Source organism: Halomonas sp. HL-93 (genome assembly GCF_900086985.1).
GTDB lineage: Bacteria > Pseudomonadota > Gammaproteobacteria > Pseudomonadales > Halomonadaceae > Vreelandella.
In genome coordinates this window covers 3,152,706-3,174,909 of sequence record NZ_LT593974.1, presented here as the reverse complement: position 1 = coordinate 3,174,909, position 22,204 = coordinate 3,152,706, and the positions used below count along the sequence as shown (strand labels likewise).

Annotated in this window: 16 protein-coding genes; 12 read left to right on the top strand and 4 right to left on the bottom strand. The window is 57.5% G+C overall.

The annotated features are described in order from the left end of the window. Nucleotides 1-18: 18 nt before the first annotated feature. Together GA0071314_RS14685 and csiR are read right to left on the bottom strand one after the other, a co-directional pair. Nucleotides 19-1,197 (bottom strand): acyl-CoA dehydrogenase, encoded by a 1,179-nt coding sequence (locus tag GA0071314_RS14685; protein WP_074397338.1) that lies wholly within the window; start codon nt 1,195-1,197, stop codon nt 19-21. A gap of 132 nt (nt 1,198-1,329) precedes the next feature. Next, nucleotides 1,330-2,019, bottom strand: coding sequence for a DNA-binding transcriptional regulator CsiR (csiR, locus tag GA0071314_RS14680; protein WP_074397337.1), 690 nt, complete (start codon nt 2,017-2,019; stop codon nt 1,330-1,332). Nucleotides 2,020-2,119: 100 nt separating this feature from the next. On the opposite strand from csiR, the gene lhgO reads away from it, so the two are divergent. After that, the gene (gene lhgO / locus GA0071314_RS14675) at nt 2,120-3,316 is read left to right on the top strand and encodes an L-2-hydroxyglutarate oxidase (protein WP_074397336.1); all 1,197 of its coding nucleotides are present in this window, start codon (nt 2,120-2,122) and stop codon (nt 3,314-3,316) included. A gap of 15 nt (nt 3,317-3,331) precedes the next feature. Here lhgO and GA0071314_RS14670 read toward each other — a convergent pair whose 3' ends face one another. After that, complete coding sequence (locus tag GA0071314_RS14670; RefSeq protein ID WP_074397335.1) at nt 3,332-4,078, bottom strand: sulfite exporter TauE/SafE family protein; 747 nt, start codon at nt 4,076-4,078, stop codon at nt 3,332-3,334. A gap of 287 nt (nt 4,079-4,365) precedes the next feature. Between GA0071314_RS14670 and GA0071314_RS14665 the strand changes: the two genes are divergently transcribed. The 3 genes from GA0071314_RS14665 to GA0071314_RS14655 are packed head-to-tail and all read left to right on the top strand — an operon-like array spanning nt 4,366 to nt 7,936. Next, nucleotides 4,366-5,325: a TAXI family TRAP transporter solute-binding subunit gene (locus tag GA0071314_RS14665; protein WP_074397334.1), complete on the top strand. Its 960-nt coding sequence runs from the start codon at nt 4,366-4,368 to the stop codon at nt 5,323-5,325. Nucleotides 5,326-5,345: 20 nt separating this feature from the next. After that, complete coding sequence (locus GA0071314_RS14660; protein ID WP_082934268.1) at nt 5,346-5,903, top strand: DUF1850 domain-containing protein; 558 nt, start codon at nt 5,346-5,348, stop codon at nt 5,901-5,903. A gap of 26 nt (nt 5,904-5,929) precedes the next feature. Next, complete coding sequence (locus GA0071314_RS14655; protein WP_074397333.1) at nt 5,930-7,936, top strand: TRAP transporter permease; 2,007 nt, start codon at nt 5,930-5,932, stop codon at nt 7,934-7,936. Between the two features lie 69 nt (nt 7,937-8,005). Here the strand turns inward: GA0071314_RS14655 and GA0071314_RS14650 are convergent, their stop codons facing one another. Next, complete coding sequence (locus tag GA0071314_RS14650) at nt 8,006-10,537, bottom strand: penicillin-binding protein 1A (protein ID WP_074397332.1); 2,532 nt, start codon at nt 10,535-10,537, stop codon at nt 8,006-8,008. A 193-nt stretch (nt 10,538-10,730) separates the two neighbouring features. Here GA0071314_RS14650 and pilM point away from each other — a divergent pair, with 193 nt between their 5' ends. The 8 genes from pilM to gltB all read left to right on the top strand — a co-directional run bounded on the left by pilM (nt 10,731) and on the right by gltB (nt 22,174). Beyond that, nucleotides 10,731-11,792 (top strand): type IV pilus assembly protein PilM, encoded by a 1,062-nt coding sequence (gene pilM / locus GA0071314_RS14645; protein ID WP_074397331.1) that lies wholly within the window; start codon nt 10,731-10,733, stop codon nt 11,790-11,792. Further along, nucleotides 11,789-12,358 (top strand): PilN domain-containing protein, encoded by a 570-nt coding sequence (locus GA0071314_RS14640; protein ID WP_074397330.1) that lies wholly within the window; start codon nt 11,789-11,791, stop codon nt 12,356-12,358. Before pilM ends, GA0071314_RS14640 begins: the two co-directional genes overlap by 4 nt. Continuing rightward, complete coding sequence (locus tag GA0071314_RS14635; protein WP_074397329.1) at nt 12,358-12,984, top strand: type 4a pilus biogenesis protein PilO; 627 nt, start codon at nt 12,358-12,360, stop codon at nt 12,982-12,984. Before GA0071314_RS14640 ends, GA0071314_RS14635 begins: the two co-directional genes overlap by 1 nt. Next, a complete protein-coding gene (locus tag GA0071314_RS14630; protein WP_074397328.1) occupies nt 12,981-13,523 on the top strand; it encodes a pilus assembly protein PilP in 543 nt (180 codons plus the stop codon). The genes GA0071314_RS14635 and GA0071314_RS14630 overlap by 4 nt, the downstream gene beginning before the upstream one ends. Before the next feature lie 52 nt (nt 13,524-13,575). Then, a complete protein-coding gene (gene pilQ / locus GA0071314_RS14625) occupies nt 13,576-15,615 on the top strand; it encodes a type IV pilus secretin family protein (RefSeq protein WP_074397327.1) in 2,040 nt (679 codons plus the stop codon). Further along, nucleotides 15,615-16,178: a shikimate kinase AroK gene (aroK, locus tag GA0071314_RS14620; RefSeq protein WP_074397326.1), complete on the top strand. Its 564-nt coding sequence runs from the start codon at nt 15,615-15,617 to the stop codon at nt 16,176-16,178. Before pilQ ends, aroK begins: the two co-directional genes overlap by 1 nt. After that, entirely contained in the window at nt 16,175-17,281 is a 1,107-nt protein-coding gene (gene aroB / locus GA0071314_RS14615; protein WP_074397325.1) for a 3-dehydroquinate synthase, read from the top strand. Before aroK ends, aroB begins: the two co-directional genes overlap by 4 nt. A gap of 450 nt (nt 17,282-17,731) precedes the next feature. After that, entirely contained in the window at nt 17,732-22,174 is a 4,443-nt protein-coding gene (gltB, locus tag GA0071314_RS14610) for a glutamate synthase large subunit (RefSeq protein WP_074397324.1), read from the top strand. The last annotated feature ends 30 nt before the right edge of the window (nt 22,175-22,204 follow it).

Genomic DNA, 22,204 nt, shown 5'->3' with positions numbered 1-22,204 from the left:
AAGAGTCCTTCTTGCCGCTTAGAAAAACGCTTGAATGCCGGTCTGGGCGCGCCCCAGGATCAGCGCATGCACGTCGTGGGTGCCTTCGTAGGTGTTGACCGACTCTAGGTTCACCATGTGACGGATAACGCCGTACTCGTCGGAAACGCCGTTGCCGCCGTGCATATCGCGGGATTGGCGGGCGATATCCAATGCCTTGCCGCAGTTGTTGCGCTTGATCAGAGAGACCATTTCCGGCGACCAGTTGCCGCTATCCATCAGGCGGCCCACCTGTAGCGCGGCTTGCAGGCCAAGCGTGATCTCGGTTTGCATGTCGGCGAGTTTTTTCTGGATGAGCTGATTGGCGGCCAGCGGACGGCCGAATTGCTTGCGGTCCAGGGTGTATTGGCGGGCGGCGTGCCAGCAGAATTCCGCGGTGCCCATCACGCCCCAGGCAATCCCGTAGCGGGCCTTGTTCAGGCAGCCAAACGGGCCTTTCAAACCGCTGACGTTGGGAAGCAGGTTGTCTTCTGGAACAAAGGCATTCTCAAGCACGATCTCGCCGGTAATCGACGCTCGCAGCGAGACTTTGCCTTCGATCTTCGGGGTGGTGAAGCCTTCGGTGCCGCGCTCCACAATGAAGCCTTTAATCTGGTTATCGTGCGCCGCCGACTTGGCCCAGACCACGGCGATGTCGGCAATTGGACTGTTGGTGATCCACATCTTGGCGCCGGTCAGGCGGTAGCCGCCGTCGACTTTTTCCGCGCGGGTGATCATGCCGCCGGGGTCAGAACCGTGATCTGGCTCGGTCAAACCAAAGCAGCCGACCATCTCACCGCTGGCCAGCTTGGGCAGGTATTTGTGCTTTTGTGCTTCGGAGCCGTAAGCCTCAATGGGATACATCACCAGTGACGACTGCACGCTCATGGCGGAACGGTAGCCAGAATCGACCCGCTCCACTTCACGGGCAATCAGACCGTAGGCGACGTGATTGACGCCGGCGCCGCCGTAGTCGGGGGAAACGGTGGCGCCGAGTAGGCCAAGCTCGCCCATTTCGCTCATGATCTCGCGATCAAAGCGCTCTTCGCGAAAGGCGCTAAGCACCCGTGGTTGAAGATTTTCCTGGCAGTAGTCGTGGGCGGCGTCGCGAATTTGGCGTTCTTCGTCGCTTAACTGGTGTTCCAGCAGCAGCGGGTCATCCCAATTGAAGTGGGTCATGGCTGAACTCCTTGGTGCAGTCCCGCAGACGCCCGCAAGCGACCACGGCAATAACGTGGCAGTCGATGTATACGCTGCAAACAATGTATCGCCGTTCGTTAAAAATATCTACATTTTTTTGAAACGCAGAATTTATTTAATGCCTCGAGACTGTAAGACCCTTGTAATGATGGGGACGGGGGTCATTAAATGGTCGCGCATTAAGGTGGCGGCTCGATCTGTGTCCCGCGCTAAGATAACGTCGACCAGCGCTGCATGCTCTTGGCGCTTTTGCTCAAGGGCTGAGGGAGACATCACGGTTTCTTGAAGCCACAAATGGCGGTAACGCTCTACCTGATTGAATAAGGTATCGCGCATTTGCAGCAAGTGCGGCGAATTACAGCCGCTGGCGATGGCAGTATGAAACGCCTTATGGCGCAGGTCCCAGCCGTCAAGCAACTCATCCGGTGAGCTAATATCGGTGACTTTGGCTAGCCGGTGTGCGGTTGCCACTACCGAGGCTTCCCAATCATCGTCGCCGCGCTCGATGGCCAGCCGCAGAATGAGCCCTTCAAGCTGGGCTCGGGCATCGTAAATGTCGTTGAGTTCGGCAAGCGACATGGGCGCAACACGGTAGCCCCGCTGGCTGATGGCGACCACTAAACGGTCAGCCACCAGCTGGGATAGTGCTTCGCGTAGCGGCCCCGTGCTTACGCCATAGTAGTCTTTAAGGCGGCTCATCAGCAGCTTCTGTTCCGGCGCGAAGCGGCCACGGATAATATCGTGCTTAAGCTCCCGGTAGGCGCGAATGGCGAGATTCTGACGCGGCGCGTCTGGCTCCATGGCGTAGTAGCTCCCTGGTGACGGCTGGATTATATCGGTATCCAAAGAATAACGGCTATTATCAACAAATGTTATTAATTTGGCCTAGAGGAAGAGATTGATGTGGGATTTTATCATTATCGGCGGTGGCATCCTGGGTATGTCCACGGCGATGCAACTTCAGCAGCGCTACCCGGATAAACGTCTGTTGGTGCTCGAGAAAGAAAAGACCCTCGCGCAACACCAAACGGGTCATAACAGCGGCGTTATTCACGCTGGGGTGTATTACACGCCGGGGAGCTTGAAGGCTAAATTTTGTCTCGAGGGTAACCGCGCTACCCGTGAGTTTTGTGACGAGCACGGCATTGCCTACAATATCTGCGGCAAGCTGCTGGTGGCGACGAACGATGTCGAAAAGCAGCGCATGGAGGCGCTATGGGAGCGTACGGCGGCTAACGGTCTGCAGCGTGAGTGGTTGGACGCCGATGCACTGCGCGAAAGAGAGCCTAATATTACAGGGGTGGCGGGTATCCATGTGCCCTCCAGCGGCATTGTTGATTACGCCGAAGTGACTCGTGCCATGGCCGCAACCTTCGAGCGTCTGGGTGGAGAAATCCGCTATGAGGCGGAGGTGACAGCGCTGGAGGAGCGCCGCCAAGAGGTGGTGGTGACCACCACCCGCGATACCCTGACCAGCCGCTACCTGGTGTCGTGCTCAGGGTTAATGGCGGACAAGGTGATCCGCATGTTGGGGCAAAAACCCGACTTTACGATTTGTCCGTTCCGTGGCGAGTATTATCAACTGCCCAAGCACCATAACCAGATTGTGAACCACCTGATCTACCCCATACCCGATCCGGCAATGCCATTTTTGGGCGTGCATTTGACCCGCATGATCGACGGCAGCGTGACCGTGGGGCCCAACGCAGTACTGGCATTAAAGCGTGAAGGCTATCGTAAGCGGGATGTGTCGCTGATCGATATGGGTCAGATGTTGACCCATCCGGGCATTTTAAAAGTCTTGGGTAGACATCTACGGCCGGGGCTTATTGAAATGAAAAATTCGCTTTATAAACGCGGCTATCTGGCACTGGTACGCAAGTACTGCCCGAGCCTCACTGCCGAGGATCTACTGCCTTATCCGGCAGGTGTGCGGGCCCAGGCGGTATCCCGTGACGGTAAACTGGTGGACGACTTTCTATTCGTTAACACCCGGCGCACGCTCAACGTGGGTAACGCGCCATCACCCGCGGCTACGTCAGCGTTGCCGATCGGGGCGCATATTGTGAAGCAGGTACAGGCACTGCTGATGGACTAATGACGCCGTGGCCGCCTAGCCGATTAGCAGGCGCAGCAAGATCGCGACGATCATTGCCAGCGTGAGGTATTTGATCCACATAGCGCCGCGGGGGCTCATGTTGACCTTAACCGCCAGCCAGGCGCCAATCATGCTGCCCAGTGCCAGCAGCAGCCCATAACTCCAGCGTACTTGATCGAACCACATAAACATTGCCAGCGCCGGAAGGCTGTAAACGAGAATGATCAGAACTTTGAAAACATTGACCTGGGCGAGGTCGATTTTCAGCATACGGTACAGCACGATGATAAACAGCACGCCCACACCGACTTGAATAAAACCGCCGTACACGCCGATCACGAACATGGCGAGGTAGATCATCGGTGTTAGCCGTTCGGCAGTAAGTGGCCGAGTATCCAGCGCGGGCTGCGGCAGCACCATGACCAGCGCGGAGCCCGCCATGACAGCGATCAATATAGCTTCAAACAAGGCATCGCTGACTTGTAGCGCCAGCCAGGCACCTACCAGCGAGCCAACCACAGCGGGCACCGAGAGGCGCAGGCTCAGCGCGAGATGCGAGGCGCCGGCGCGCATGAAGCTACCAATTGCGGAAACGCTTTGCAGTACGATGGCGACGCGATTTGTGCCGTTTGCCACCTGGGTGGGTAAACCGAGGAACATCAAAAGCGGCAGCGCCAGCATCGAGCCGCCCGCTGAGAGCACATTAATAAACCCGGCAATAATACCAATGCCTACCAGCGCGGCGGCCTCCCAAAGCATCATGCGCGTTCCTCATTAGCGGGGCGTTGAAAATATGACATGGGGCAGACTCCTCGCCAGAAATGTTAGCCCAGGATCATATAAGCATTGCGGAATAAACGCATCTCGGCGCACTGTTAAGCTTGGCAAAATGGCCAGGGTTTAGTGAGCGTTAACGTCAAGTTATTGGCATCTAACGGCGAATGCGTGCTAATTTCTTTGTCACTGCTTCCATTGGAACGGAAGTTGGATGAATCACCTCCTAATCGTCAACCATACCTATAAGTCCAAACAGGACGGAGGAAACGCATATGCGAACTCTATCTACAGCTGCTGCTGCTTCCCTACTGGCGGTGGCATTGCCTGCTAGCGCCCAACAGCTTGCTATCGCCACGGGTGGAACCGGTGGTGTGTATTACCCCATCGGCGGCGGTTTTGCCGAAATGATTAACGAGCACATCGAAGGCGCTCAGGCGACGGCAGAAGTCACCGGTGCCTCAGTGGAAAATATGGGTCTGATCATGCGCGGCGAAGCCGATTTAGCGCTGGTGCTGGCCGATACCGCTTACCAAGCCTATGAAGGTTCGGGCGATTTCGAAGGTCGTCAGGTCGAAAATACTCGTGCGCTTGCCTCGGTTTACCCCAACGCCGTGCAACTGGTCACCCTGGCCGACTCGGACATTGAGTCGCTGTCGGACCTGGAAGGCAAACGCGTCTCGGTAGGCGCTCCGGGTAGCGGCACCGAGCTGAACGCTCGCGCGCTATTAGAAGCCAACGGCATGAGTTACGACGACTTCACGCCCCAGCGCCTTAACTTCAACGAAACCGCTGACGCCATTCGCGATGGCGACATCGACGCCGGCTTCTGGAGCGTTGGCCCGCCCACCAGTTCCATCATGAACCTGGCCACCACGCGGGATATCCGTCTGATTGGTTTGAGCGACGAAGAAATTGAGAACGCTCAGGAAGAAGAGGAAGTCTTTGCTCCTTACGAGCTGGAAGAAGGCCTCTACGAAGGCATGGACGAAGCGGTGCAAACCATCGGCATTCCGAACGTTCTGGTCGTTAATTCAGATATGGACGAGGATCTGGCCTACCAGCTGACCGAGCTGCTGTTCGAAAACACCGATGAGCTGATCGCGGTGCATCCGGCGGCCAACGACACCACCGTTGATTTCACCATGGAGTCCACACCGGTGCCGCTGCATCCAGGTGCCATTCGTTATTTCGAAGAAGTTGACGCCGACATTCCGGATCGTCTACGTCCCTAATCCACGCGCGGGCGATCATCATGCATCTGCAACGACGACGCCTGCCTTGGATCACCATCGGGAGGTTAGCCCCAGCGCTTGTGCTGGGGCTAACCTGCTCACCATTAGCCGGAGCGGAGTCTTCCTCAGCTCCGGCTAATGCGTCTGCGTACCTGCTGGTGACCGACGAGCAGGGCGAACCACTGTTCCAAACGGCGATGCCTGAAGGGGCGCGCTGGTGCCTGCAATGGCACCACTCGGTAAAGAAGTTTGCGGTATTGGATTGTTACCGTAATCACGCGGGTGTGATGGAATTAGAGCGCAGTCACCAACCCGATTTTGCTGCTGGCCTGGGGCATACCCAAGGCCGAGGTGAACAGCTTTCCGATGGAGAGGGGGGGTATTGGATTGAAGGCATTGATGAACCCGTTCCGGGGAATCGGTACGCTTTGCGCGTGGGGGCGCTCGCGGTTGACCATCGCCTGGTATGGCAGCGTGATGGGGAGGCGAAAAGCTTCAGCTTGAGCCGTCGCGCTGCAGGTGAGCGGGTTACCCTGCAGTTGACTGAAACCGCGCTATCCGGCGTGGACAACAAGTAAGCAAGACATCGTCTGATGAGGACTTCATGAACGAATCCAAACAACCACCGGTTGTCATGCCCGGCGGCAATGTGATTCAGCCCCGTGCGATACTTTGGTGCATCACCATTGTGGCGGTGGGGCTTTCCCTGTTCCAACTTTTCTCAGCGGGCATACAACCGTTGGGGCTTTTCTATCAGCGTAGCATTCACCTTGCATTGATCATGATGCTGGCCTTTTTAATGTTTCCGGTCTTCGGGGGCACTCGTCCGCGCGGCATTCTAAGCTGGGCGATCGATGCAGTGTTTTTTGCCGGTGCGGTGATCACTGGCGGCTATCTGGTGCTGTATCTCGACGAGATTATCAACCGAGCGGGTTTTTGGTCGGAGACCGATATCCTGGTGGCCTGCATCGCCACGGTCACGGTACTTGAAGCTAGCCGTCGAGCGGTTGGTTTCAGCATGACCGTGATCGGGTTGATCGCCATCCTCTATGCCATGGCTGGGCCGCGCGGTGAGTTGCCTTGGCTTGGGGAGTGGATGCCGGGCATTTTAGATCACCGTGGCTATAGTCTTGATCGAATCGCCGGGCAGCTTTATCTCGGCCAGGAAGGTATTTTTGGGCTACCGCTTGGGGTTGCGGCGACCTATATCTTTATTTTCGTACTGTTTGGTGCCTTTTTGGAAAGCACCGGCGCGGGCAGGTTTTTTATCGACATGGCCTACGCCGCCACCGGCCGCCAGCGCGGCGGCCCGGCCAAAGCCGCTGTACTTGCCTCGGCGGGCATGGGCTCGATTTCAGGTAGCGCGATTGCCAACGTGGTGACCACGGGGGCGTTTACCATTCCGTTGATGAAAAAGCTTGGCTACAAACCCAAGGAAGCGGGGGGGATTGAAGCTGCTGCTTCCACCGGTGGGCAAATCATGCCGCCGTTAATGGGCGCCGGGGCGTTCTTGATTGCCGAATACACCAATACGCCGTATTTGGAAATCGTCAAAATCAGCATTTTGCCAGCGATCATGTATTTCGCCACGGTGTACTTGTTTGTGCATATCATCGCGCTTAAGCAGGGCATGCAGGGCATGGCGAAAAGCGAGCTGCCGCAGATGCGCCAGGTAATGCGCGATGGCTGGCATTTCTTGCTGCCGCTGGCGGTGCTGGTGTGGCTGTTGGCGATGAGCATGTCGCCGATGCGCGTAGGTTTTTATGCGGTGGTCACCATGGTGGCGGTTGCCGTGCTGCGTTATGCGGTGTGGTTTATGTTCATCGCCCCCAAACAGGGCGAGGCAGTGACCGCGCACCGTATCAAGGAGGTTTCGGCTGCCGGGCTTAGAAAGCTTGTCGAAGGGCTCGAGTTAGGCGCACGTAATGCGGTGGCAGTCTCCATGGCCTGCGCGGTGGCGGGGATCATCGTCGGCGTCGTCGGGCTTACCGGCCTGGGGCTTAAATTCTCCTCGATGATGATGGCATTTTCCGGCGGCAACATCCTGCTGGCGCTGCTCATGGTGCTACTGGCGAGCTTGGTGTTGGGCATGGGACTGCCAGTTACCGCTAGCTATATCGTACTCATCGTACTGGTTGGCCCCGCGCTGACCGAAGAGTTTGGCATTCCGCTGTTGATCGCTCATCTGGTGGTGTTCTGGTATTCCCAGGATTCCAACGTGACGCCCCCCGTCGCCCTCGCCGGGTTTGCGGGGGCAGCAATTGCCGGCAGTAAACCGATGGAAACCAGCTTCCAGGCCTGGAAGTTTGCCAAGGGCCTGTATCTGATTCCGCTGTTTATGGTATTCAATCCGGAGATTATTGTTGGTGGGCCAGTACCGCTGGTGATTTGGAACGGGGTGATTGCCCTGCTGGCGCTTGGAGCGTTTGCCGCTGCCTTGGAGGGTTACCTATTCACTCGAATGGGCTGGCTGTCGCGAATCGCCATTAGCATCGCGATTATCGGCGTGTTCTACCCCAACCTGATGGCCGAAGCGGCCGGGGTGGTGGTCATGAGCGTGGCGATTATCGCCAACTGGCTAGCGAGCAGGCGAGAATCTGCCGTTGCCTAGTTGAGGGATTAGCGTAAGCACAAAAAAGGCCTGGCATATTGCCAGGCCTTTTACTTTGGGGCTTGTACGTTAGAAAATGGATTCCGCCGTACCCGAGCCTTGAGAGCCGCTTTCTTCTTCCAGCTCACGGCTAATCTGGCTGTTTTGGTAGTCGGGTAGATAATCCTCGTGGAATAACTCGGAAATGCCGCCGGATTGTTCGTCGCGCAAGCGGCGGCCACTATCAGGATCAATCCTCGCGCTAACCACCGTATCCGGCTGCTCGGGCATCGCCGAAGGCGTTCCTTCTAATGCCTCACCCATAAAGTCAATCCAAATGGGTAGCGCCGCATTGGCACCGTATTCGGCCATGGTTTCGTTGCTGTCTTTACCGACCCAAATAGTCGTGACCAGGTTGTCGTTAAAGCCAGCAAACCAGGTATCACGCTGGCTATTGGTGGTGCCGGTTTTGCCGACGATGTCGTCGCGCTCCAAGCTTAATGCCGCACGCCCGGTGCCGCTTTCAATAACGTCACGCATCATATCGCGCAGAATGTACAAGGCAGCAGGGTCGGCAACGCGGGGCGCGACGGGGTATTCGCGGCCATCAATTTCTACCGTCTCCTGGTCATCGTCGCATTCACGGCAAGCCACTTGTGGGGTGGCTTCGTCGAGAATTTCTTCCTCGTCACCGCCTTCCCGGGCAACCCGCTCGATAAACCACGGAGATACTTGGAAGCCGCCGTTGGCGAGCACAGAGTACGCATTGGTCATTTCCAACGGCGTGAGACTGGCACTGCCAAGCGCTAGGGCTAAGCCACGTGGCAGACGGCCTTCAGCGAAACCAAAGCCTTGTAAGTATTCCAGGGTGTAGTCAATCCCCATGCTTTGTAGTACCCGGATGGTGACTAGGTTGCGCGAGCGTGCCAGCGCCGGGCGCAGCCGCGTGGGGCCTTGGAAATCGAGGCTAGAATTAACCGGGCGCCACATGGTATCGCTACCATCATCCATCACTACCGGCGCATCGTTAACCACGCTGGCGGCGTTCATGTCGCCTTCTTCAAGTGCGGCGAGATAGATAAACGGTTTGAAAATAGAGCCGGCTTGGCGCTGAGCCTGAACGGCGCGGTTAAACTTACTAGCGTTAAAGTCAAAGCCACCTTGCAGCGCCAGAATAGCGCCAGTGCGTGGGTCCTGGGCGACTAATGAACCTTCGGCATCTGGGCGTTGAGATAAGCGCAGTTCGCCTTCTTCATTTTCCACTACACGGATTAAATCGCCGCGTGTGGCAATTTCTTCTGCGGAACTAGGTTCGGCACCTTGGCTGCGCGGCGATTGAAAGGGGCGCGCCCAGTTTAAGCCTTCCCAAGGGATGCTGCGCAGTTCCCCATCGACCAGCACGTCCATCTCTTGTCCACTGCTTTCGACGACAATCGCTGGTTGGAGTAAGCCATAGCGCGGCGTGCGATCAAGCACCTGAATCCAGTTGCTGACATCGCCTTCGATACCGTCGACTTCGGTTTGGCTGCGTTCGGCCGCCTGACGAGCGGTTTGGCGAATCTCCGGCGACTCGGCAAGTTCTTCTTCAAGCCCCTGGGTCTCGGTTTGCTCCTGAGCTTCCACTAGGCTTGAGGCAATGTCGCGCTCCTCTGGTCCACGCCAGCCGTGGCGCCGGTCGTAAGCAATTAGTCCATCCGCCAAGGCGCGGCGAGCCGAAGGTTGTAGCTCGCTGTCGATGGTGGTGTAAATGCGGTAGCCACCGGTATAGGCATCGTCGCCGAAGCGGTCGACAGCATATTGGCGGGCCATTTCGGCAACGTAAGATGCATCCACTTCCGTTTCGGTTGAGTGACGGCGCGCTGTGACCGGCGCTTGAACTGCCTCGCGATAGGTATCTTCGTCAATATGCCCCAGTTCGCGCATGCGGAATAAAATCCAGTTGCGACGAATCAGCGAGCGCTCTGAATTGGCCAAGGGATTAAACGCCGAAGGGGCTTTGGGCAGGCCGGCAATCATGGCGGTTTCTGCCAGCGTCAATTCCTCCAGGGGTTTGTCGTAATAGGTGTCGGCCGCGGCGGCGATCCCATACGCACGGTTACCTAGAAATATTTTGTTTACATAGAGTTCGAAAATTTCTTCTTTATTTAACAATTGCTCCATCTGCAAAGCGAGCAGGATTTCGCGAATTTTGCGGGTAAAGGTTTGATCCAGCGTCAGCAGATAGTTACGCGCCACCTGCATGGTAATGGTGGAACCACCGGACTGGATTGCCCCGCCACTTTGCATCAATTCCAGCGAGGCACGGGCCAGGCCGCGCGGGTCTACGCCTTGGTGGTCGAAATAATTGGCATCTTCGGCGGCGGTCAGGGCGTTAATCATCTCGTCGGGAATTGCGTCGAAGTCAATTTCGATCCGCCGCTCTTCGCCAAACTCGCCGATCAATAGCCCGTCGCGGGTCAGAATGCGTAATGGGGTGTGCAGCTCAAAGTTTTGCAGCTGACGAACGTCTGGAAGACCGGGGGCGAAATAGATAGCGGCGCCGACCACGGCGAGGATAACGGCACCGGCAAGCGATACCACGATGCCTAACAGCGACACAATAAGGGTGCGGAGAAACGTCATGAATGGAAAGTACCCATGGGATGAATAAAAAAGAGACGGTATCTAAACGACCGTATCACGCAACTGGCTGCCATTATAGGAAGCCGAGGCGGCCGCCACCAGTGTTGATGTGCCATGATGCTGTTTGAGTGTGACTTGGCTTAAAATCATGTAACCTCGACCAACGCGATAGGCAGGCGATACCGGACCCATAATGCGTTTACTCAAACCCCGTAACGGGTTGATCGGTGTCGATATTACGTCGGCGACCGTCAAGCTGCTTGAACTCAAATATGCTCATCAAAACTATCAGGTGGAAAGCTATGCGGTGCGCCCGCTGCGTGAAGGGGCTGTCGTGGAGCGGCGCATTCGGGACATTGACGACGTTGCCAATGTACTCAGCCGCGCGGTAGAGCATGCCAACCCCTCAACGCGTAAAGCGGCGGTAGCGGTGCCAGCAAGCGCGGCGATTACCAAAACGCTTAGCTTTCCGCTTTCGCTTAGCGAAGACGACATAGAAGCCCAGATTATCGCCGAATCAGACCGACATATTCCATTCCCGTTCAATGAAGTGGCGTTTGATTTTGAGTGCCTGGGCCCATCCCCGTTTGATGGCGACCGCCAGCAAGTGGTATTGGTCGCCTGCCGTCAGCAAGATGTCAGCCAGTTAACCGAGACCCTTGAGCGTGCCGGGTTGGAGCCTGCGGCGGTAGAAGTCGAGACCTTCGCCGTAGAGCGCTCGTTTGAGGAGTTGCGACGCCAGCTACACGTTCAAGACGACCCTGAGGCCTGCGTCGGCTTGGTGGATATCGGCGCCAACATGAACGCTTTTCACGTCGTGCGCGGTGGGCACATTGTTTACAGCCGCGATACCGTGTTTGGTGGCCGTCAGCTGACCGATGCCATTCGTGACCGTTACCAGTTAAGTATGGAAGAAGCTGGCTTCGCCAAAAAACGTGGCGGTTTGCCCGATGATTATCACGCAAGTGTGCTCAACCCGTTTTTAGAAACGGTCGTCCAGCAGGTTGGACGCTCACTACAGCTCTATTACACGGCGGGCCGTCAGCACGAGGTCAAGCATATTGTGTTGGCGGGTGGGTCAAGCGTGATTCCCGGTTTGGCGGAACGTATCGCCGAAGATAGCGGCATGACGGTAACCATCGCCAATCCTTTCCAAGCAATGGGCGTCAATAAGCGATTGGATGTCGAGGCGTTAACCAATGATGCCCCGGCAATGCTTACCGCAGGCGGTCTGGCCATGAGGATAGGCCGATGAGTATCACCATCAACTTACTCCCATGGCGGGATCAGCAGCGTGAGCGGCGTACGCGGCGTTTTTATTACTTCCTCCTGATAATGTTGCTGGTCGGCGCGGCGCTGGGCTGGGGGATCGCTAAATTTTATGCCGCCCACGTGGCCACCCAGCAGCAGCGCAATGCGTTCATCGAATCGCAGGCGCGCGAACTGGGCGAGGATATTGGCGACTTGTCGCGCTATAAAACCGATGCCCTTCGGGTCGGTGAGCAACTGGTTCTCTTTCAAACGCTGCAAACGCAGCGGGCCAGCACCGTAGAATTGTTTAATGCGCTAGCCGGTAGTGTGGCCAGCGGTGTGGTCTACCAGCAGGTCTCGCGCAGCGGCGCCCAGGTAAGCGTAGAGGGGTTGGCGGCCAGCGAGCGACAGGTGTCTGACCAGTTACGCCGAGTCGCCGATAGTAAGGCGCTTGGCGTGCCTTCGCTATCGGAAGTCGAGAGCGATGCTGAAGGCAGCGGCCGTCAGTTTCGCTTTGACGTACAACAGCCGTCGTTGGCGGCGTCTGCACCCGCCGAGGAGCAGCCGTGATGTGGAAGCGAACGCGCTGGGCGCATGAATGGCAAGAGCTACGCGCTGTCGACTGGCGCGATCTGGATGTTAAAGAAGCCGGTGGCTGGCCGGTGCTGCTTAAAGCATTGTGCGGCGTGCTTGCGTTACTGGTGGCGCTGTTGGTGATGGAATGGTGGGTGATTGGCGAGCGACGGGCGGCGCTTGTGAGTGCGCAGCAACAGGAGACGCGCTTGCTTAGCGAGTATCGTCGTCAAGCGGGTGAAGCCGTTCAACTGCCCAAAATGCGCGAGCAGCTTGCCACGCTGGAAGATCAGATGTCGCGTCTGCGTGCCATCCTACCCACCGACGCGGAAATCCCTTCGTTGATTGACAGCATCAGTGATGCCGCCGTGGATAACCGGCTGACCATTGAAACGATTCGATTGCGCCCTACGGTGACCCAACCGCATTATGTTGAGCAACCGCTGGATATCCAGGTGCGCGGCGACTTTCATCAAATTGCCCGGTTTGCCGCTGATATCGCTTCTTTATCGCGGCTAGTCACCCAGCACGATTTTACACTGGCACCCGCAGAGGGCAGTGGCGACACCCTAAGGCTTTCTTTGTTGGCACGTACCTACCGTGACCGGGAGGAAGCCCCATGACGTTGCCACGCCGATGGCTAACCGGAGGATGGATGGCGGGGCTCGCCTTGCTGACGGGCTGCGCCGATCCATCGCTTGAGCAATTGGAGTCAACCCTCAGCGATATCCGGCAAATGCCCAGCCGTGAGGCGACCATGGTGATTCCTTATGTGCCGCTTTACCCTACGCAACGCTATCAACACAGCGATTCGCGCAGTCCTTTTTTGCCGCCTGAGTCGATACAAGACGGCGTGCCTAACGTACTAGCGGAGGGAGGTGACGCGCCTGACCAACAGCGGCCTTCCGAGCCGCTTGAGCGTTTTTCCTTGAGCGAGCTTCAACTGGTGGGTACGTTGCGTATGACCGGGCGGCAGGTGGCGATGATTGCCACGCCGGAGGGAGAAGTGGTAACGGTCGGAGAGGGTAATTATATAGGCACCGACTATGGCCGCATTGTCGGCATCTCGTCCCAGGAAGTTGATATTCGCGAACGCATTTACACCCAGCAAAACGGCTGGCAGGCACGCCCGGCGTCGCTCACCATCGACGATGAGCGCTAAAAAAATCGTGGGCGCTGATCACTCAGCCCCCTAAGCAAGTGGAAGGAGACCCATGGCAGTCACGTTGGTAAGCCGTTTTCGGCAAAGCATGCTGTTGGCAATGTTGTTACTTCCCAGTTGGGCAGTAGCCTCGGTGCTCACCGACCTGGATGTGCGTGAGACAGAACGCGGCGACGTGGCACTGGATTTGCGCTTTAGCGGCGATGTACCCGAACTCAACGGCTATCCGTTAACTGATCCCCCGCGTTTGGCTCTGGACTTGGCCGGGGCGGAAAACGGGCTGCCTGAGCGACGAATGCGTGTTGATCAAGGTGGCATTGAAGGAATTACGGCGTTGGAGGGCAGCGGTCGCACACGCTTGGTGCTGGATCTGGACGCCCCCCGCGAGTTTCGCTCTTCGGTGTCGGGGGATCGATTGACGGTAACGCTCGCGGCCGCCAACGAGCCAAATGAAGCCCCAGCCGAAGGTCTTGAAACGGCCGGGGGGCCACAAGTAGAAGATATCGATTTCCAGCGCGGTGAAGATGGTGCAGGACGCTTAATCGTGACGTTTGACCGCGATAGTGTGACCCCCCGTGTTCGCGAAGGCGGAAACGATGAAGTGGTCGTTGATCTGGGCGAGGTCAATGTGCCTGACGCGCTTAATCAGGTCTACGATGTGACTGACTTTGCCACACCTATCTCGCGCATTACGCCACGCCGTGGGCAGGGGGGTAGCGAGCTGGTGCTGGCAACGGATGGTCCCTATGCCATGGTGTCGTCGCAGTCAGAAGATCAGCTGACTGTAGAAGTTCAGCCCGTTAGCCAGGATTCCCAGCAAGCCCGCGAGGAGCAAGATGAAGATTACACGGGCGAGCGGCTGAGCCTGAACTTCCAGGACATTGAAGTGCGCGCTGTATTGGCGACACTTGCCGACTTTACCGGCTTGAATCTGGTGGCTAGCGATAGCGTCAGTGGGCGCGTGACCCTAAACTTAAACGACGTTCCCTGGGATCAGGCGCTGGATTTGATCCTACAGAGCCAGGGGCTTTCCAGTCGTGAAAAAGGCAACGTGATTGTGGTGGCGCCAGCCGGTGAGCTCGCTGAACTGGAACGCCAGGAACTGGAAGCTCGCGACCAGCAGGAAACATTGGAGCCGCTGATTACTGAGTATGTTGAAGTGAAATACGCTCGTGCGGAAGACCTGGCTGAACTACTGCGCGGCGGCGACGGCTTCGGTTTGCTCACCGAGCGGGGGCGGGTAAGTGTTGATCAGCGCACCAACACGCTGCTGATTCAGGACACACCTGCTCAGGTGCGCGAAATCATGGGTACCCTGGACCGTTTGGATGTTGCCGTTCGCCAGGTGCAGATCGAAGCGCGTATTGTGATTGCCCGGGATACCGCCTCCCGGGAGTTAGGTATTAACTGGGGCGCGTCCAGCACACGCGGCTTTCAGGAGGGTAGTGACGGCAATTTCGAAGGCCGCGATATCAACCCCGAGGGGCTGAACCGGGCGCGGGGCGGGCTCTCGGTGGACTTGGGTGATACGTCCGATGCCGGCACCGGGTTCAGTTTCGGTTATCTGGCCGGCGACGTGCTGCTCGACCTCGAGCTTCGCGCGTTGGAAAGCGAGGGCAAAAGCCAGACGATTTCACAGCCCAAAATCATTACCGCTAATCAACGCACCGCGACCATCAGCCAGGGCGAGGAACGGGCCTTCCAAAGCGTAGACGGCAACGACAATCCGGATACCGAGTTCAAGGAAGCCGAGCTATCGCTTGAGGTAACCCCGCAGATTACGCCGGATAACCGTATTATCATGGACCTGTTGATTCGTAACGACAGTTTCCGGGAATCTGAATTTGGTGGTGAGCCACCCATCGATACCAACGAAATCGAGACCCAGGTGCTGGTCGATAACGGTCAAACCGTGGTGTTGGGCGGTATTTTAACCACCGAAGAACTGCGTCAAATCGCCAAAACACCGCTGTTAGGCGATATTCCTTTGCTAGGTCGACTGTTTCGCTATACCGAAGAGAGCAATGAAAAGGTAGAGTTACTAGTCTTTATTACACCCCGACTTCTTGATGATGGCTTAACGGTTCGCTGATGCAGGATTTACCCAACCTTTTTCTAATTGGCCCCATGGGGGCTGGCAAAAGCACGATTGGTCGGCTATTGGCGGCCGAACTTTCGCGCGAATTTTTTGATAGCGACCACGCCATCCAGGCGCGTTGCGGGGCAGATATCCCGTGGATTTTTGATGTAGAAGGTGAGCAGGGTTTTCGTCAGCGCGAAGTTCAGATGATCGACGAACTGACCCAGCGCCACTCGGTGGTGGTGGCAACGGGCGGAGGTGCAGTGCTGCGTGAGGAAAACCGCCGCGCGCTGCGTGAGCGCGGCACGGTAGTGTATTTGCTGACCACCGTGGATCAGCAGCTCAGGCGCACCGCCAAAGACCGCAACCGCCCGCTGTTGCAGTGCGCCAATCGAGAGCAGGTGTTGAACGATATGTTCGCTGCCCGCGACCCGCTATATCGCGCCACCTCCGATATCACCGTGCGCACCGACCGACGTAGCCCGCGCGCGGTGGTCAACGAGATATTGCGCCGCGTTAAGCGCCTGGTCGACCCACTTGAAACCGAAAATTCGTCTAACAAGGTATCCCCATGACCAACGTTGACGGCGTACAGCGTACGCTTAAGGTAGCGCTCGGCGAGCGCAGCTATCCGATCCACATTGGTACGGGGCTTCTGGGCAAGCCCGAACTGTTGACGCCGTACCTGGCAGGCCAGCAAGTCATGGTGGTCACCAACGAGTCTATTGCCCCGCTGTATCTAGATAAATTCTGTGCTGGTTTATCAGCGTCTTTAGACGTGCGCACGGTGGTATTGCCCGATGGCGAGCAGTACAAAACCATTGAGCATGTCAGCCGTATTTGGGATGCGCTGTTGGAAGCCGGGTTTAATCGTCGCTGTACGTTGGTCGCGCTGGGTGGCGGCGTAATTGGCGATATGGTCGGCTATGCGGCGGCTGCCTATCAGCGTGGTGTGGCGTTTATTCAGGTACCGACCACGCTGCTCTCCCAGGTGGACTCCTCTGTCGGGGGGAAAACCGGCGTCAACCATCCGCTGGGCAAAAACATGATTGGCGCATTTTGGCAGCCGAAAGTCGTGCTGGTGGATATTGATTCACTTAAGAGCCTACCCCGCCGAGAGCTGTCGGCGGGTATGGCCGAGGTGATTAAGTACGGCTTGATTCGCGACGAAGCGTTTTTAAGCTGGTTGGAAGCCACTATGCCAGCACTGCTTGATGTTGAGCCCGAGGTGGTAGCCGAAGCCATCGCCCGCAGTTGCCAAATCAAAGCCGAGATTGTCGCTGAGGATGAAACCGAACAGGGCGTGCGTGCGCTGTTAAACCTGGGTCACACCTTTGGCCACGCCATTGAGGCCCACCAGGGCTACGGCAACTGGCTGCACGGCGAAGCTGTGGGCGCTGGCATGGCCATGGCGGCCACGCTTTCTAACCGCTTAGGCTGGATCGACGACGCGGCCCTGGCGCGCAGCCTGGCAGTGATTGAGAGCGCCGAGCTGCCGTTGGCGGCACCGGCGAATATGTCCAGCGATGACTTTTTAGCCCGCATGCGGCTGGATAAGAAAAATATCGATACCCGCCTTCGCCTGGTACTGCTTAACGCCTTGGGCGATGCCTGTGTGAGCGATGCGGTGCCCGTAGACGTTCTACGTACGCTGTTGGATGATTATCCGCGTCGGTAGTGATTGTATATACCCACTGCACGCGACACCTCGCTCTGTTTGAGCGGGGTGTTTTTGGTTTTGGCCAAGAGAAGTGTTTTTGATTTAGCTAATCCGCATGCCTTATGCAGCATCGGCATGGATAAAAACCGCCTTATTAGACTAAAGTCTATAAATAATCTGCTTTCGTTAAAATAGCGTTTTCACTCGTTGCAAGTGGTTGAAGGATATCAATTTTTTAATTGATTGATTATGCAACTACAGGATTTGGAAAGGGTTTTAAGCACTTTAAGGGCGAGGAAAGATTGCGCAAAGCAGCTGCAAATCGCTATGCTGACCGGCCATTTTTCTAACGGTAGCGTAAGGCAAGTGACGCCCTTAACGGGCCGGCCACCACCACTAAAAAAACAATAACCTGCCTTTTTATCACAACCCCGCTACCAAAAAAACACGCTGACTAGAGGCACGCCCATGAACAAAGGTCTTCACCAGCCCGGCGAGTTCCGCGACAACTGCGGCTTCGGCCTGATTGCCCATATGGAAGGGCAGGCCAGCCACGATTTGTTGAAAACCGCGATTGAGTCACTTACCTGCATGACTCACCGGGGCGGTATTGCCGCTGACGGTAAAACCGGCGATGGCTGCGGGCTGTTGCTTAAAATGCCTACTCACTTCATGCAGGCCGTGGCTAAAGACGCGTTGGGCGTTGAGCTTGGCGAGCGTTTTGCCGTTGGGGTTGTGTTCCTGCCCGATGACGACGCGCGTGCGGCGCGTGGACGCGATACCCTGGAAGATGCGCTCAAGGCGCGGGGGTTAAACGTGTTGGGCTGGCGCGATGTGCCCACCGATTCCAGCGTGTGTGGCCCCATGGCACTTGATTGCCTGCCGCGGATTAAACAGGTGTTTGTGCAGCCGGGCAGCGGTGAGCACTTCGACGTTGACCTGTTCATGGCACGCCGCTATACCGAGCAGACCATGCGCGATGATGAAGACTTTTACGTCGCGTCGCTGTCGTCCGAGGTAGTGTCCTATAAAGGGCTGGTGATGCCCGAAGACCTGCCAGCTTTCTATAAAGACCTTAACGATCCTCGTCTGGAAACCGCTATTTGTGTTTTCCACCAGCGTTTCTCGACCAATACGGCACCGCGCTGGCCGCTTGCCCAGCCGTTCCGCCTGCTGGCACATAACGGCGAGATCAACACCATTGAAGCCAACCGTGGTTGGGCGAACTCGCGTAAAGCCAACTTCGTTAACGAACGCCTGCCGGATATCGCCGAGCTGGATGAAATCGTCAATACCACCGGTTCTGACTCCTCGAGCATGGACAACATGCTGGAAGTGCTGCTCACCGGTGGCATGGAGCTGCACCGCGCGGTGCGCATGATGGTACCGCCGGCCTGGCAGAACGTCGAAACCATGGACGCCGAGCTGCGCGCTTTCTTCGAATACAACTCCATGCACATGGAGCCTTGGGATGGACCGGCGGGCGTGGTCATGACCGACGGCCGCCAGGCAGTGTGTATGCTTGACCGTAACGGCCTGCGCCCGGCGCGCTGGGTGATCACCAAAAACGGCTATATCACTCTGGCCTCCGAGATCGGCACCTACGGCTATAAGCCGGAAGACGTGGTAGCCAAAGGCCGCGTAGGGCCCGGTCAAATGCTGGCGGTGGACACCCATACCGGTGAAGTGCTGCATACCGAGGATATCGACAGCCGTCTGAAGTCAGCGTATCCCTACAAGCGCTGGCTGAAGCAGGAAGCCAACTACCTGGAGTCGGCGCTCACTGAGCTTGCACGTTTCCAAAACATGGACGGTAACGCGCTGAACGTGCAGCAGAAAATGTTCCAGGTCAGCTTTGAAGAGCGCGACCAGGTGCTGCGCCCACTGGCGGAAAGCGGCCAGGAGGCGGTGGGTTCGATGGGCGACGACACGCCTATGGCGGTGCTGTCCAGCCGTCCGCGGCTACTCACCGATTACTTCCGCCAGAAGTTTGCCCAGGTGACCAACCCGGCCATTGATCCGCTGCGCGAAGCGATCGTCATGTCGCTGGAAACCTGCTGTGGTGCTGAGCTTAATGTTTTCAAGGCCACCCCGGAACATGCCCACCGGCTGATTCTAACCACCCCGGTGCTGTCGCCGCGCAAGTTTACCGCCCTGGTCAGCCAGGACGACCCGGCATTTGCCAGCCATACGCTGTCGCTCGGCTACGACCCCGAACAGCAGTCGCTTAAGCAGGCGCTTACGGCGCTGTGCCAGGATGCAGAAGCACAGGTGCGTGCCGGCAAAGTCTTATTGATTCTTACTGATGCCGACTTGCCCAAAGGCGAGCTGCCGATTCAAGCCGCCCTGGCGGTAGGTGCAGTGCACTCGCATTTAGGCCGTTTGGCGCTGCGCCCCAACGCAAATATCGTGGTGGAAACCGGCTACGCCCGTGATGCGCATCAGATGGCAGTGCTGTTCGGTGTGGGCGCCACAGCGGTGTACCCTTGGCTTGCATATCAGGTCATGGCGGATATGCACCGAACCGGCGAGCTGACCGGCAACCCGGCAGACGCGCGGGAAAACTACCGCAAAGGCTTGCAGAAAGGCTTGTTCAAGATTCTCTCCAAAATGGGTATCTCGACGCTGGCCTCCTACCGTGGCTCAATGCTGTTTGAAGCCGTGGGCCTTGCCGACGAAGTAATGGATACTTGTTTTGTAGGCATGGCATCACGCATCCAGGGCACAGGTTTTGCCGAGCTCCAGCTTCAGCAGGAGTTGCTGGCCAAAGACGCCTGGATTCCGCGTAAGGGTATTCTACAAGGCGGCATGTTCAAGTATGTGCATGGCCACGAATACCACGCCTACAACCCGGACGTGGTGATGACGCTGCAGGCCGCCGTGCAGGAAGGCAGCTACGCCAAGTGGAAGAAATTCGCCCAGCTGGTCAATGAGCGGCCGGTGGCGACGATCCGCGATCTGCTCAAGCTCAAGCCGTCGGAAACGCCGATTCCCCTGGATGACGTCGAGCCCGTTGAAGACCTGCTGCCGCGTTTCGACAGCGCTGGCATGTCGCTGGGTGCGCTCTCACCGGAAGCCCACGAGGCGCTGGCCCAGGCGATGAACGAGGCCGGTGGACGCTCCAACTCGGGCGAAGGCGGCGAAGACCCGGCGCGCTACGGCACCATCCGTAGCTCAAAGATCAAGCAGATTGCCTCGGGCCGTTTTGGCGTGACGCCGCATTATCTGGTCAACGCGGAAGTTTTGCAGATCAAGGTGGCACAGGGCGCCAAGCCCGGCGAAGGCGGTCAGTTGCCCGGCGGCAAGGTCAACCAGCTGATTGCCCGGCTGCGCTACTCGGTGCCCGGCGTGACGCTGATTTCACCGCCGCCGCACCACGATATTTATTCCATCGAGGATTTGGCGCAGCTGATCTTTGACCTCAAGCAGGTCAACCCGGACGCCCAGGTCTCGGTCAAGCTGGTATCCGAGCCGGGTATCGGCACTATCGCGACGGGTGTTGCCAAAGCCTACGCGGACCTGATTACTGTTTCCGGCTACGACGGCGGCACCGCAGCGAGCCCGCTGACTTCGATCAAGCATGCGGGGTCGCCATGGGAGTTGGGTCTTCCCGAAGTCCATCAGGCGCTGCGCATCAACGGCCTGCGCGACAAGATCCGTCTGCAGACGGACGGCGGCTTAAAAACCGGGCTCGACGTGGTCAAGGCGGCAATTCTGGGCGCCGAGAGCTTCGGTTTCGGGACCGCGCCGATGGTCGCGCTGGGCTGCAAGTACCTGCGTATTTGTCATTTGAACAACTGCGCCACCGGTGTCGCCACCCAGGATGACTTCCTGCGCGGCGAACACTTCCGCGGAACCGTGGATATGGTCAAAAGCTACTTCCGCTTTATTGCTGAAGAAGTCCGCGAGCTGATGGCTATGTTGGGGGTGAGCAAGCTCACCGACCTAATTGGCCGCACTGACTTGCTGGAAGTGCTGGAAGGCAACACCGCGTCGCAGCGCAAGCTGGATCTGACGCCGCTGCTGGCCAACGATTTTGTACCGAAAGACGCGCCGCAGTTCTGTAACGTCAGTCGTAACGTGCCTCACGACCCGGGCGCTAAGAACCAGGAAGTACTGGCGGCGTTGAAAGACGCCATCGAAAATCAGTCTGGCGGCGAGTTCGACTTTACCATTACCAACTGCGACCGTAGCGTGGCTGCGCTGACGTCCGGCGCGATTGCCAAGCGCTACGGTGAACAAGGCCTGGAAGCCGCGCCGATCACCGCCCGCTTTACCGGCGTTGCAGGGCAGAGCTTCGGGGTGTGGAATGCCTGTGGCCTGAACCTTTATCTCGAAGGCGACGCCAACGATTACGTGGGTAAAGGCATGAACGGCGGCAGCATCGTGATTGTGCCGCCGAAAGCCAGTGAGTTTGAAAGCCATAAAACCGCGATTATCGGCAATACCTGCCTGTATGGCGCAACCGGCGGTACGTTATTTGCGGCGGGCACCGCGGGTGAACGCTTCGGGGTGCGTAATTCAGGCGCCTCGGCGGTGATTGAAGGCGCAGGCGATCATTGCTGCGAATACATGACCGGCGGTTTGGTCTGTGTGCTGGGCGAAACCGGGGTTAACTTCGGCGCGGGCATGACCGGCGGTTTTGCCTACGTGCTGGACGAAGAGCGCACCTTCGTGGACAAGTACAACCACGAGCTGGTCGAGATTCATCGTGTTAACACCGAAGCGATGGAGGCGTATCGTCGCCACCTACGCGAAATGATTGAGGCCTACGTAGCAGCGACAGGGTCGGCGCGTGGGGCGGCTATTCTGGAAGACTTTAGCGACTACGCGCGCCACTTCTGGCTGGTGAAGCCTAAAGCGGCAAGCTTGGGTAGCCTGCTGGACCAGTCTCGGCGTCAGCCGGAATAACCGTTTTTGCCCCCTATCGCTGACAGGAGA

Excerpts from the sequence above, each read along its gene's own strand:
- GA0071314_RS14685 (WP_074397338.1), bottom strand. The coding sequence starts at position 1,197 with ATGACCCACTTCAATTGGGATGACCCGCTGCTGCTGGAACACCAGTTA.
- csiR (WP_074397337.1), bottom strand. The coding sequence starts at position 2,019 with ATGGAGCCAGACGCGCCGCGTCAGAATCTCGCCATTCGCGCCTACCGG.
- lhgO (WP_074397336.1), top strand. The coding sequence starts at position 2,120 with ATGTGGGATTTTATCATTATCGGCGGTGGCATCCTGGGTATGTCCACG.
- GA0071314_RS14670 (WP_074397335.1), bottom strand. The coding sequence starts at position 4,078 with ATGATGCTTTGGGAGGCCGCCGCGCTGGTAGGCATTGGTATTATTGCC.
- GA0071314_RS14665 (WP_074397334.1), top strand. The coding sequence starts at position 4,366 with ATGCGAACTCTATCTACAGCTGCTGCTGCTTCCCTACTGGCGGTGGCA.
- GA0071314_RS14660 (WP_082934268.1), top strand. The coding sequence starts at position 5,346 with ATGCATCTGCAACGACGACGCCTGCCTTGGATCACCATCGGGAGGTTA.
- GA0071314_RS14655 (WP_074397333.1), top strand. The coding sequence starts at position 5,930 with ATGAACGAATCCAAACAACCACCGGTTGTCATGCCCGGCGGCAATGTG.
- GA0071314_RS14650 (WP_074397332.1), bottom strand. The coding sequence starts at position 10,537 with ATGACGTTTCTCCGCACCCTTATTGTGTCGCTGTTAGGCATCGTGGTA.
- pilM (WP_074397331.1), top strand. The coding sequence starts at position 10,731 with ATGCGTTTACTCAAACCCCGTAACGGGTTGATCGGTGTCGATATTACG.
- GA0071314_RS14640 (WP_074397330.1), top strand. The coding sequence starts at position 11,789 with ATGAGTATCACCATCAACTTACTCCCATGGCGGGATCAGCAGCGTGAG.
- GA0071314_RS14635 (WP_074397329.1), top strand. The coding sequence starts at position 12,358 with ATGTGGAAGCGAACGCGCTGGGCGCATGAATGGCAAGAGCTACGCGCT.
- GA0071314_RS14630 (WP_074397328.1), top strand. The coding sequence starts at position 12,981 with ATGACGTTGCCACGCCGATGGCTAACCGGAGGATGGATGGCGGGGCTC.
- pilQ (WP_074397327.1), top strand. The coding sequence starts at position 13,576 with ATGGCAGTCACGTTGGTAAGCCGTTTTCGGCAAAGCATGCTGTTGGCA.
- aroK (WP_074397326.1), top strand. The coding sequence starts at position 15,615 with ATGCAGGATTTACCCAACCTTTTTCTAATTGGCCCCATGGGGGCTGGC.
- aroB (WP_074397325.1), top strand. The coding sequence starts at position 16,175 with ATGACCAACGTTGACGGCGTACAGCGTACGCTTAAGGTAGCGCTCGGC.
- gltB (WP_074397324.1), top strand. The coding sequence starts at position 17,732 with ATGAACAAAGGTCTTCACCAGCCCGGCGAGTTCCGCGACAACTGCGGC.